Genomic DNA, 12,709 nt, shown 5'->3' with positions numbered 1-12,709 from the left:
CACAATCTCCCTTGCTATGAGTTAGTAAATTGGTAAAATTATACACATTACTAATGGAACATGGCAATGAAAAATTTCCTAGGGTCAGGAAAGCTCTTTTCTTGATTACGGCACAATAAAAAAAACAATGTCTGCGAAATACTTCTCAGACATTGTTTCCATAAGTTGCTTGTGAATTAAACCAGCGCCTTCTTGGCAATATCGGTACGGTAATGCTTGCCTTGGAACCGGATACGATCGGCATCCGCATAAGCTTTGGCACGTGCTTCGGCAATATCCTTGCCCAGCGCCGTAACTCCAAGCACACGTCCACCGTTTGTTACGATCTGTCCGTCCTTCAATGCAGTTCCTGCATGGAATACGAAGGAATCCTGAACGTTTTCCAAGCCCTCGATAGGAAGTCCTTTAGGGTAAGACCCTGGATAGCCCTCAGAAGCAAGAATAACACATACAGCAGCCTCATCAGACCATTGGATATCCATTTGTTCCAAATGACCGTTCACCGCAGCAACGAAAATATCAAGCAAATCCGTTTTCAAGCGTGGCAGCACAACCTGAGTCTCCGGATCGCCAAAACGTGCGTTAAACTCGATAGTCTTAGGCCCCTGCGGGGTGATCATAAGGCCGGCAAACAGCACGCCGCGGAACGGGCGTCCTTCGCTGACCATCGCAGCCGCCGTAGGTTTAATAATCGTTTCGATGGCTTCATCGATAACCGATTGAGGAATATGCGGCAGCGGCGTATAAGTGCCCATGCCTCCCGTATTCGGACCTTTATCATTATCGTAGACAGCTTTATGATCTTGTGCAGGCACCATTGGGCGTACGACATGACCATCAACGAATGAAAGAATGGACATCTCCTGTCCTGTCAGGAACTCCTCAATAACAACCTGATTACCGGAATCGCCAAAAATTTTGGTGACCATGATGTCGTGAAGCGCTTTTTCTGCTTCTTCCATCGATTGCGCTACAATAACTCCTTTACCGGCAGCTAAGCCGTCCGCTTTAATAACCGTAGGAATGGTTTGCTTGCGCAAATAGCTCAGAGCAGCTTCATAATCATCGAATGATTCATAGGCAGCTGTCGGAATGTTATATTTTTTGAATAGATCCTTAGAAAACACTTTGCTCGATTCCAGAATGGCTGCGTTTTGACGCGGGCCGAAAACCGGAATTTTTTTGGCTTCCAAATGATCGACAATGCCCTCAGACAAAGGATCATCCGGTCCAATTACAACGAGATCAATCGCATTATCGATAGCGAATTCGCCGATTTCCTCGAATTGGTTCACTTGAAGTGGAACGCATTCCGCTACTCCTGCAATACCCCCGTTACCTGGTGCGCAGTACAGCTCCTGCACCTTAGGGCTTTTCTTCAACGCCCAGCAAATGGCATGCTCACGGCCTCCGCCGCCAACTACTAATACACGCACGGTTTTCGCTCCCCCTTAATCCTTGTTCACTACGAGCAGCTCAGTCTGGCCGCTTGCGATATCGATCGTTTTGACAAGCAGGGAGATCTTGTTCTCGTCGTTCAGCGCTTTCCAGTACAGGTCAGCGATTTCACGAACATCATTCGTAAGAGGAACAAGTGCAGGCTCTCCTTGGAACGATGGAAGAGGATTGCCGTCCCCTTGATACGTATGAATGCAATGCCCATAGCCAGGAATCGCTTTTTCGTACGTATAGGTGTGGCGCAGCGTTTGATCTTCCACATTGCCGTTGGATTTTAAGATAGACAGCTTGTAAGAAAATTGTCCGTCCTTCAAGTCAATCAGACCGCTGATACGAGGCGTGAAGTTCGGAGCATCCGGCTCGTACGTACGAGTTGCTAGTGCGGATTCGAAGGAACCGCCGGATTGCAGTGCGTCATAGATCGTATCGGTTTGGTCACCATTAGTAACGATGTGAGCTCCGTTCACATGTCTCACCGGATAATAAATGATGAGCGAAGGATCGGTTAATTTGGCAGGATCTTTAGCTTCCGTACGAACAAATCCATTATCCTCTTGAATAAATACACGGTTACGGCTGTTCTCGCTGCGTCCCATAATCCAGTACACCTGAACCAGACGGGTACCGTCCGGCGTTGCGCCGATAACGATACCGCGTCCTGGGTATGCGTTGCTGCTTAAAGAATTAATATATTGATCCGCTTGAGCGGCTCTAGTCGTTGTCACGATAAAATCCTCCCCTGAACTGCGTCGATTTTAGTGGTGGAACAGGCGTACGCCGGAATAGCACATTACCATGCCATAGTCGTTAGCGGCTTTCACCACTTCTTCATCACGCATGGAGCTTCCGGCTTGAACTACGTATTTCACACCGCTGCGGCTTGCGCGGTCGAGATTGTCGCGGAAAGGCAGGAAAGCATCAGAACCATAGGATACGCCTTGTAGCTTGCTCAGCCATTCGCGTTTCTCGTCACGAGTCAAGCGAGCCGGAACCTCATCGAAGCAAGCTTCCCAAGCTGCCTGCTCCACAGGAGTCAGCTCTTCTTCAAGCCACAAGTCGATGGCGTTATTTTGCTCTGCACGGGAGAGGCCTTGACGGAATTTCATGGTTAATGCTTGCGGGTGCTGACGAAGGAACCAACGGTCAGCTTTGTCTCCAGCAAGACGGGTACAGTGAATACGGGATTGCTGCCCGGCACCGATACCGATCGTTTGACCGTCCAGCGTGTAGCAGATGGAGTTGGATTGCGTATATTTCAAAGTGACTAATGCGATCAGAAGATCTCTTTTGGCATTGTCAGGAAGGTCTTTGTTTTCAGTCACGATTTTATCCAAAGCCGAAGCGTCAATAACGCCGTTATTACGCTCTTGCTGCATCGTCAAACCGAACAAAGTACGAGTTTCCACCGGATCTGGTACATAGTTAGGATCAATTTGCAGAATCAAATAGCCGCCGTTTTTCTTCGCTTTGAGGATCTCAAGAGCTTCATCCGTATAACCAGGGGCAACGACCAAGTCAGAAACTTCACGCTTTAACAATTGGGCTGTAGAGGCATCCACAATGTCACTAAGTGCAGCCGCATCCCCGAAGGAAGACATTCTATCGGCACCGCGAGCACGTGCATAAGCCGTTGCCAATGGGGAAAGCTCCAAGCCATCTACGAAATAAGCTTTTTTCAAATCATCCGTCAAAGGCGATGCAACTGCCGCTCCTGCAGGACTTACATGCTTAAAGGAAGCAGCCGCCGGAAGGCCGGTTGCTTGGCGCAGCTCACGTGCAAGCTGAAAGCTATTCAAAGCGTCCAACAGGTTAATAAAGCCCGGATCTCCGTTCAAAACTTTGATCGGAAGTTCTCCGTTGCTGTACAGTTTTGCTTGTTTTTGATGCGGATTCATTCCGTATCGCAATTCCAGCACGTTCGTCCCGCTTGTCGTCTGGCTCATGATTTAATCCCATCCTTCGGTTTAAGGTTCGTGATATGTTCTAAATCAATATGTCCTGTAGCTATATGTTGAATAACCTGTGGAAGCAGCTCATGCTCCATCGGATGAATCCGATCGCTGAGCGTTTCCTCAGTATCGTTCGGTCGAATGTCGAGTGCACGCTGAGCTAGGATAGGTCCGCTATCGAGGCCTCCATCTACCAAATGCACTGTGATACCAGTAATCTTCACTCCATGCTCAAGCGCCTGTCGAACGGCATTGAGTCCGGGAAATGATGGCAAAAGCGACGGATGAATGTTTATCATGCGGCCCCAATAAGCATCGACCAGCACATGGGTCAAAATACGCATGTAACCGGCCAGCACGACAAGGTCAACTTGCTTGCTCCTCAGAAGCTCCATAATTTCCTGCTCATATGCTTCGCGAGACAGGTATTCCTTCGGCCGGAACGTATGCACCGGCACTCCGGCTTCCTGCGCACGCTGAACGACCTGGGCCTGCGGCCGGTCGCAAACCAATAGCTCGATGCGAACATCGAGCTTGCCTGCACTAACCGCATCCGCGATCGCCTGAAAATTCGACCCGCTTCCGGACGCGAATACGGCTATGCGAATGGGTTTAATCATACTTCCGCTCCGGTAAACGTTACGACGCGTTCCCCTGCGGTCACTCTGCCGAGCGTATATACTTTTTCTCCGTGCTGTTCAAAAATAGCAGCCGCTTCCGCCGCTTGCGCTTCGGACACGACAATCACCATACCGATACCCATGTTGAAGGTGCGGAACATATCGTTGTTGCTGATACCGCCATCCTGCTGCATCAATTGGAAGATCGGCAAAATTGGCCATGAGCCATAATCGATCTCCACATTTACGTCAGCTGGAAGCATACGTGGAATATTCTCGATGAAACCGCCGCCTGTAATGTGAGCCAAGCCTTTAAGCTGCACTTTTTCCAGCGCCGCCAATACGGATTTAACGTAAATTTTTGTAGGCTCAAGCACGACATCGCCCAGCTTACCGCCCAGTGCATCGATATGATCATGCAGGCTGTAGCCTTTTTCTTCAAGCAAAAGCTTGCGCACCAAGGAGAAGCCGTTGCTGTGAACACCGCTGGAGGCCAAGCCTAGCACAACATCACCAGGTCGGATGGTGGAGCCATCGATAATTTTCTTTTTGTCTACGATCCCTACGGTAAAGCCTGCGATATCGTACTCCCCTTCGGAGTACATACCCGGCATTTCTGCCGTTTCTCCGCCGATCAAGGCGCAGCCGGACTGCACGCAGCCGTCGCTGATCCCTTTAACGATCGCTTCGATTTTCTCAGGAATGACCTTATCACATGCCAAGTAGTCCAGGAAAAAGAGCGGCTCTGCGCCTTGAACCACAATGTCGTTCACGCACATAGCAACAGCATCGATTCCGATCGTGTCATGCTTATCCATGGCAAAAGCAATTTTCAGCTTAGTACCAACGCCGTCTGTGCCGGAAACAAGCACCGGTTCTTCGTATTTATCTTTATTTAAGCCGAACAACGCGCCGAAACCGCCCAAATCCGTCAAAACTTCTGGACGGAACGTCGTTTTCACGTGTTTCTTCATTCGTTCTACCGCTTCGTTGCCTGCCGCGATATCCACACCGGCCTTTTTATATGCATCCGACACTTGGTTTCACTCCCTATTGGGCCGAGGTTTGGTTTGAGTGGAAGCAGAACCCATTTGATGGCCTCAGCAGAGTGCCTCGGCTGCTGTCCATGTGCTGCCTCCGGTCGCTGTTGAATGAGTGTGAAGGTCAGGTGACAACAAATAGCTTACGCGAGCGGATCATTCCTCCAATCCCTGTTGTCCCCTAATTTCTTGATAAGATACCGTGTTTAACGGTTGAAATTCGGGGACAAAGGGGAACGCTGCGCTTCTCCAGAACGATTCCGCTCTCTTCGCTATTTGATCACCATACTAATTGAACACTCATTCAAAAGCTGCTTCACCGGCAGACATGGACCTTCGCCTCGGCGCTAGCCGCGCTCGCTTCCAACGCAATCCCAAACTCGGCTGCGTTTATTTACTATATAATGGCGGAGTCGTCATTATCCTCCTCCGCCTTACCTTAAACCTTAATCCTTAAAACCTTAAACCCATAAACCCTAAACACTAAACCTTTAAACCCTTAAAGAATAAGGCATCGCAAGCTCGCCTTTACGACGATTAAATCCTAATCGTCGATTAACAAAGATTAATCGCACCCGCAGCCGATAGAAGACTCCTCGGTAATCCGAGTTGGATAGCTGTTGTCAAAACAGGCTGTGCAATGACCACGGTTCAGCTCGACATTAGGACGGCCGATAGAAGCCAGCAAGCCGTCTTTGCTTAAGAAATGAAGCGAATCCGCGTTGATAGCTTGGCGAATTTCTTCGATCGACTTCTGAGCGGCGATCAATTCCTTGCGGTCTGGCGTATCGATGCCGTAGAAGCAAGGGTTTTTGAAAGGAGGAGAGCTGATACGAACATGCACTTCGGTCGCTCCTGCTTCACGAAGCAAGTTAACAATGCGAAGGGAAGTCGTGCCGCGAACGATAGAGTCATCGATCATGACGACGCGCTTGCCGGCCACAATGCTGCGCACCGCGCTCAGCTTCATCTTCACGCCCTGCTCACGCAGCTCTTGGCTCGGCTGGATGAACGTCCGGCCGGTGTACCGGTTCTTGATGAGCCCAAGCTCATAAGGGATACCGGTTTGCTCGGCATAGCCGATCGCCGCTGAAATACTGGAGTCCGGTACACCGGTTACGATATCGGCGTCAACGAACGATTCCAGCGCAAGCTGGCGACCCATCCGCTTACGCGCGGAGTGGATATTGATCGCATCGATGTCGCTGTCCGGACGCGCGAAGTAAATATACTCCATCGCACAGATAGCGCGCTGCTTAATCGGAGAGAAACGGTCCTCGATCAGTCCGTTTTTCCCGTCCAGAACGAGCAGCTCGCCTGGCTCAACATCACGATAATACGTTCCGCCAACGGCATCAAATGCACAGGTTTCCGAAGCGAACAAATAGGCTGTGCCAAGACGTCCCATTACAAAAGGGCGCAATCCGTGCGGATCACGAGCCGCAATGACTTTATCCTTCGTTTGGAACAAGAAGGCATAGGCTCCCTCTACTCGAAGAAGAGCTTCTTTCACGGCCAGCACAATATCATCATGCTTGGAACGGGCGATCAAGTGAGCGATAACTTCTGTATCGCTTGTTGTTTGGAAGATGGAGCCTTGGCTTTCGAGCTCCGCTTTAATATCCCCAGCATTGTGCAGGTTACCGTTGGTAGCAATCGCAAGATCGCCTCCACGGTATTTGAACACTAATGGCTGAGCGTTAGCCAGCTTGCTCTCACCTGCCGTCGAATAACGAACGTGAGCAATAGCTGATGAACCAATCATCGTGCTTAGGTTATCGTTATTAAAAACTTCCTTAACCAAGCCCATACCACGATGGTAATGAAAATCGGTTCCATTAGCCACGCAAATACCGGCACTTTCCTGACCACGGTGCTGCAAAGCATGCAGACCGTAGTAGGAGAGGTTAGCGGCTTCGGAGTGACCATACACTCCGAATACGCCACATTCTTCGCGAAGCTTGTCAAACAGCCCGTCATGGCTGTTGATTCCATCATTATAGAAACGTCCTGTCCATAGCTGCTGCGGCTGCATTACTTCATCAGACATGGAATCGCATCCTTCCAAACCTTTTCTAGTTGTGCGACCGGTGATTGGATGACTGGTTTAGCATTCACTTGGATTTGCAGTTCTTGTCCTTGAACTTGGCCTAACTCTTGATATGGAACGCCTTGCTCGGCAATCCACTGTTTTAAGGCTTCAGCTTGCTCTGGCGACGCGCTTAACAAGATACGGGATTGGCTTTCGCTGAACAACGCGATATCGTTACGCAATTCCGTGGAGAAATTCACTTTTGCACCAAGACGTCCGCTAATGCAGCTTTCAGCCAATGCAACAGCCAGACCGCCATCGGACAAGTCATGCGCAGAAGCGACAAGCCCTTTTTGAATAGCACCCAATACGGTGTTCAAAAGCTTTTTCTCAACATCCAGATCAAGCTGCGGAGGGCGTCCTTCCGTTACGCCGTGAATCACGTATTGGAACTCACTACCGCCCAATTCGGCTTTCGTGTCGCCGAGCAGGATGATGATGTCGCCTTCTTTTTTGAAGGCTTGCGTAGTAATGTGATCTGTATCGTGAACAAGACCGACCATGCCGACAACCGGCGTTGGGTAGATCGCGCCTTTTGCATTTTCATTGTATAAGCTTACGTTACCGCCGATAACTGGAGTTTCGAGCTTGCGGCAAGCTTCCGCCATACCGTCAGCCGCTTTTTCCAGCTGCCAGAAAATTTCCGGCTTCTCAGGGCTTCCGAAGTTCAGGTTGTCCGTAATAGCCAACGGCTCAGCACCGGAGCATACGTTATTGCGAGCGCCTTCGGCAACCGCGATCATCCCACCCACTTCAGGATCGAGATATACATAACGGCTGTTGCAGTCCGTGGACATCGATAGCGCTTTGCGGGAGCCTTGAATCGTAACTACTGCTGCGTCCGAACCCGGACGAACCGCTGTGCTGGTACGAACCATGTAATCGTATTGATTGTAAACCCACTCTTTGCTTGCAACCGTTGGGGAAGCAAGTACTTTAGACAATGCATCGTTCAAATCGGTCACTTCTGCATAGCCGTTCGTATCGATTGAACCATTTTCAATATAATAAGCAGGTACTTGAGAAGGCTTGTTATAAACAGGGCACTCATCAACAAGCGCCGTTACCGGCATATCGCCTACGAGTTCACCTTTGTGGAACAGCTTCAAGCGGCCGTCATTGGACACTTTACCAACTTTCGCGCAGTGCAGACCCCAACGCTCGAAGATTGCTTTGGCTTGAGCTTCATGCTTAGGCTCTACTACGAACAGCATGCGCTCTTGGGACTCGGACAGCATCATTTCATATGGCGTCATGCCATCTTCACGTTGAGGCACTTCATCCAGGTACAGCTCCATACCGTTGCCTGCTTTACTTGCCATCTCCGCGCTGGAGCAGGTTAAGCCTGCGGCGCCCATGTCTTGAATACCAAGAACGATACCGGAGTTGATCAAATCCAGACAAGCTTCAAGAACCAGCTTCTCCATGAACGGATCGCCTACTTGTACAGCCGGGCGTTTCGCTTCGGATTCAGCAGTTAATTCCTCGGAAGCAAATGTTGCTCCGTGGATACCGTCGCGTCCCGTTGCAGGACCTACGTAGAACACTGGGTTGCCTACGCCTTTAGCAACGCCTTTTTGAATCATATCATGGTCGATGATCCCTACGCACATAGCGTTGACAAGCGGATTGCCTTCATAGCTTTCGTCGAACATAACTTCGCCGCCGACTGTCGGAATACCAATACAGTTACCGTAGCCTGCAATCCCGGAAACAACATGCTCGAACAAATATTTGACGCGCTCATTTTCAAGACGGCCAAAGCGCAAGCTGTTCAGTAAGGCAACCGGACGCGCACCCATAGAGAAAATGTCGCGGATAATGCCGCCTACACCTGTCGCTGCGCCTTGAAAAGGCTCAATAGCGGATGGATGGTTATGGCTTTCAATTTTAAATACAACGGCTTGATTGTCACCGATATCTACGATACCCGCGCCTTCGCCCGGACCCATCAATACGCGAGGACCAGTAACCGGGAACTTGCGAAGTACGGGCTTGGAATTTTTATAAGAGCAGTGCTCGGACCACATAACGCTGAATACGCCGATTTCTACATAGTTCGGTTGACGACCCAAGAACCCGCAGATTTTATCAAACTCGGCATCGGTAACGCCCATCTGCTTGTAAATTTTTTGCTCTGCGACTTGTTGTGCAGTTGGCTCCTTAGCCGATAGTTGCTGCGCCATGTTTTTCCCTCCAAGTGCTCAAGATCGATGTGAACATCCGTTTGCCGTCAGCTGAACCGAGAAGCTCATGCACAGCGCGCTCCGGATGCGGCATCATGCCAAGCACGTTGCCGTTTTTGTTACAAATACCTGCGATATCATCCACGGAACCATTAGGATTCGTACCTGCTTCATAACGGAACACGATTTGATTGTTTGCTTTAAGATCAGCCAGCGTCGCATCGTCGCAATAGTAATTGCCTTCGCCGTGAGCGATAGGAATATTGATGAGTTCGCCTTGTTTGTACTCTGATGTAAATGGAGTCGTTGTGTTTTCCACCTGCAGCATAGCCGCGTGACAGCGGAATTTCAACGATTGATTACGCAGCATCGCACCTGGAAGCAAACCGGATTCGAGCAAAATTTGGAACCCGTTGCAAATGCCGATTATATATTTGCCTTGCTCAGCAGCCTGAACCAATGCGTTCATTACAGGAGCAAATCGTGCAATAGCGCCGCAGCGCAAGTAATCCCCGTAAGAGAAGCCTCCTGGAACGATAATACAGTCATATTGAGATAAATCCGTTTCGGTATGCCAAACGTAGCTAACAGGCTGGCCAATCGTTTCTTCTACCGCTTTGTAGCAGTCGATGTCACAATTGGAGCCAGGAAACACCAGTACAGCGAAATTCATCATGTGCTCCTCCTTCACTTTAGGTCGATGTCTGTCTATTAGTAAATCCTATCCGGAAAATTACTGTCCTTGATTAAACCAATTCGTAACGATAGTCTTCGATAACCGTGTTAGCAAGCAGCTTTTCACACATCGCTTTAATACGTTCCTCAGCTACTGCGCGGTCGCTTGTGCCAAGCTCCAGCTCCAAGTATTTACCTACACGCACTTTACCTACTTCGTCAAATCCCATCGAGTGCAAAGCTCCTTGTACTGCAACCCCTTGCGGATCGAGTACGCTTTGTTTGATCGTTACATAAACCGTTGCTTTTAACATTAGAGTGAATCCTCCTCTGGAGTGATTATTGTAATAACTCAAGCTTTTCCGAGAATGAATAAGTACCGGATGAAAGCATGTACTCAGCTTCGCCTTGCTAACTATTTAAACCATAAACACTTCGTGTGGTTCATATTCAACACTGCAAAATGTAACGGCCACAAACTACTTCACCAATCGGTCGTAAATAGCTCTGTAGCGGCGTGAAGTCTCCTCGACTACATCGGCAGGCAGTGGAGCCGGCTCGCTGTTTTTATCCCAATCGGTAGTGGAAAGATAGGTCCGTACCGGTTCTTTATCCATGCTATCGATTTCGATGTCATAGGCGAAGTTTTCTTTCGCCCAGAAACGTGAGGAATCCGGGGTGAAAATTTCGTCAATCAGAATGATTTCCCCGTCTATAAGGCCAAACTCAAATTTCGTATCCGCCAAAATAATGCCGCGCTCTTCACAGAACTGACGAGCAAATTCGTACAGCATAATACTTTTTGCTTCCAGCTGTTCTGTCAGCTCCGCTCCGACAAGCTCCTTCATCCGTTCGATGGAGATGTCCTCATCGTGGCCGACATCGTTCTTAGCCGCAGGAGTGAAGATAGGCTTTGGAAAACGTTCGTTTTTACGCAGGCCAGCCGGCAGCTTATGACCGTTAATCTCGCCTGTTTTTTCATATTGACGCCATCCGCCACCAGTGATGTAGCCGCGTACGACGCATTCAATATCGATACGTTCCGCTTTCTTGGTGACCATGAAGCGATCCTTCATAATTTCACGGTCTGTCACGATATCGCCCAGCTTCTCGACATCGCCGTGCACTACATGATTCGGCATGATGTTCTTCGTTTGCTCGAACCAGAACTTGCTCAAGCTGTTCAGTACGTTGCCCTTATCAGGAACAGCCGGAGAAAGCACCCAGTCAAATGCGGAGATGCGATCGGTTACTGCGATCAAAAAATGCTCTCCCAAATCGTACAGCTCACGAACCTTACCTTTATAGAGCAAAGGCGCTTTGACATATTCCTCGGCACTCGAAATTGCTTTTGTTGAGACCATGATAGCTTGGTCCTCCCCAGAGTATATTAATTTAAACCTAAACGTTTGAAAATCGTGTCCACATGCTTCAAATGCCAGCTAGGATTGAAGCAATCTTCGATATCCTCGAGGCTCAGCTGCTCGCGAATGGCAGGCGTATTCTCGATAATCTCACGGAATGAACGCTGTTCTTCCCAAGCTTGCATCGCTCTAGGCTGTACCGTATCGTAAGCTTGCTCGCGGCTGAAGCCTTTGTCGATCAGCTTCGTCATGACGCGACCGGAGAACGGAACGCCGTAAGTGCTTTGCATGTTGCGCTTCATGTTCTCAGGGAACACCGTCAAGTTTTTCACAATGTTGCCGAAACGGTTCAGCATGTAGTTCAGCAGTTGTGTCGCATCCGGCAAAATAATCCGCTCTACCGAAGAATGCGAAATATCGCGTTCATGCCACAGTGTTACATTCTCGTAAGCCGAAATCATATGTCCACGAATAACGCGGGACAAACCGGAGATGCTCTCGCAACCGATCGGATTACGTTTATGCGGCATTGCGGAGGAACCCTTTTGCCCTTTAGCGAAAGGCTCTTCCACCTCGCGGAATTCGCTTTTTTGCAGCGCACGGATTTCCGTTGCAAACTTATCGAGCGATGTGGCGATCAGTGCCAGTGTAGCCATGTATTCCGCATGACGGTCACGCTGCAGCGTTTGTGTCGAAATCGGAGCCGGGCTCGTACCGAGCTTATCGCATACGTAGGCTTCTACGAACGGATCGATGTTAGCGTAAGTGCCGACCGCACCGGAGATTTTTCCGTACTGCACGCCATCGGCCGCAAAGCGAAAGCGCTCCAGGTTCCGTTTCATTTCTTCGTACCAAAGAGCCATTTTCAAGCCGAAGGTCGTTGGCTCTGCATGTACGCCGTGCGTACGTCCCATCATCGGCGTATCTTTATACTCAATCGCTTTGTTTCTCAAAATTTCAATAAAGTTAATGATGTCTTTTTCCAAAATTTCATTCGCTTGTCTTAGAAGATAGCCTAATGCCGTATCCACTACATCCGTGGAAGTCAAGCCGTAGTGAACCCACTTGCGCTCAGGTCCTACTTTTTCAGAAACCGCACGGGTAAATGCGATCACATCATGACGGGTTTCCTGCTCGATTTCATAAATACGGTCGATATCAAAAGCCGCGTTTTTGCGAAGCTCTTTCACATCTTCCTTAGGTATGACCCCAAGCTCTGCCCAAGCCTCGCAGGAGAGCAGCTCCACCTCAAGCCATGCATTAAATTTATTTTCTTCCGTCCAAATCCTAGCCATTTCCGGTCTTGTGTAACGATCGATCAAACT

Annotated in this window: 11 protein-coding genes; all 11 read right to left on the bottom strand. The window is 49.4% G+C overall.

Annotation, left to right across the window (positions count from 1 at the left end; translation table 11 throughout):
- Nucleotides 1–176: 176 nt before the first annotated feature.
- The 11 genes from purD to purB all read right to left on the bottom strand — a co-directional run bounded on the left by purD (nucleotide 177) and on the right by purB (nucleotide 12,706).
- On the bottom strand, nucleotides 177–1,436 hold the full coding sequence (purD, locus tag BP97_RS0115330) for a phosphoribosylamine--glycine ligase (RefSeq protein ID WP_028549890.1): 1,260 nt from the start codon (nucleotides 1,434–1,436) through the stop codon (nucleotides 177–179).
- A gap of 15 nt (nucleotides 1,437–1,451) precedes the next feature.
- Nucleotides 1,452–2,183: an IMP cyclohydrolase gene (locus tag BP97_RS0115325; protein WP_051620618.1), complete on the bottom strand. Its 732-nt coding sequence runs from the start codon at nucleotides 2,181–2,183 to the stop codon at nucleotides 1,452–1,454.
- A 30-nt stretch (nucleotides 2,184–2,213) separates the two neighbouring features.
- Complete coding sequence (locus BP97_RS0115320) at nucleotides 2,214–3,401, bottom strand: phosphoribosylaminoimidazolecarboxamide formyltransferase (protein ID WP_028549888.1); 1,188 nt, start codon at nucleotides 3,399–3,401, stop codon at nucleotides 2,214–2,216.
- Entirely contained in the window at nucleotides 3,398–4,027 is a 630-nt protein-coding gene (gene purN, locus BP97_RS0115315; RefSeq protein WP_028549887.1) for a phosphoribosylglycinamide formyltransferase, read from the bottom strand. The genes BP97_RS0115320 and purN overlap by 4 nt, the downstream gene beginning before the upstream one ends.
- A complete protein-coding gene (purM, locus tag BP97_RS0115310; protein ID WP_028549886.1) occupies nucleotides 4,024–5,064 on the bottom strand; it encodes a phosphoribosylformylglycinamidine cyclo-ligase in 1,041 nt (346 codons plus the stop codon). The genes purN and purM overlap by 4 nt, the downstream gene beginning before the upstream one ends.
- Nucleotides 5,065–5,632: 568 nt before the next feature.
- Entirely contained in the window at nucleotides 5,633–7,117 is a 1,485-nt protein-coding gene (gene purF / locus BP97_RS0115305) for an amidophosphoribosyltransferase (RefSeq protein WP_036745958.1), read from the bottom strand.
- Nucleotides 7,102–9,345, bottom strand: a complete 2,244-nt coding sequence (purL, locus tag BP97_RS0115300; RefSeq protein ID WP_028549884.1) for a phosphoribosylformylglycinamidine synthase subunit PurL — start codon at nucleotides 9,343–9,345, stop codon at nucleotides 7,102–7,104. Before purL ends, purF begins: the two co-directional genes overlap by 16 nt.
- Nucleotides 9,323–10,018, bottom strand: a complete 696-nt coding sequence (gene purQ / locus BP97_RS0115295; RefSeq protein ID WP_028549883.1) for a phosphoribosylformylglycinamidine synthase subunit PurQ — start codon at nucleotides 10,016–10,018, stop codon at nucleotides 9,323–9,325. The genes purL and purQ overlap by 23 nt, the downstream gene beginning before the upstream one ends.
- A 73-nt stretch (nucleotides 10,019–10,091) precedes the next feature.
- Complete coding sequence (purS, locus tag BP97_RS0115290; RefSeq protein WP_028549882.1) at nucleotides 10,092–10,334, bottom strand: phosphoribosylformylglycinamidine synthase subunit PurS; 243 nt, start codon at nucleotides 10,332–10,334, stop codon at nucleotides 10,092–10,094.
- 165 nt (nucleotides 10,335–10,499) lie between these two features.
- Nucleotides 10,500–11,384 (bottom strand): phosphoribosylaminoimidazolesuccinocarboxamide synthase, encoded by an 885-nt coding sequence (locus BP97_RS0115285; RefSeq protein ID WP_028549881.1) that lies wholly within the window; start codon nucleotides 11,382–11,384, stop codon nucleotides 10,500–10,502.
- A gap of 26 nt (nucleotides 11,385–11,410) precedes the next feature.
- The gene (purB, locus tag BP97_RS0115280; RefSeq protein WP_028549880.1) at nucleotides 11,411–12,706 is read right to left on the bottom strand and encodes an adenylosuccinate lyase; all 1,296 of its coding nucleotides are present in this window, start codon (nucleotides 12,704–12,706) and stop codon (nucleotides 11,411–11,413) included.
- Between the last annotated feature and the right edge of the window lie 3 nt (nucleotides 12,707–12,709).

This window comes from Paenibacillus sp. UNC451MF (genome assembly GCF_000686845.1).
GTDB lineage: Bacteria > Bacillota > Bacilli > Paenibacillales > NBRC-103111 > Paenibacillus_S.
This window is presented reverse-complemented; position numbering and strand designations above follow the sequence as displayed.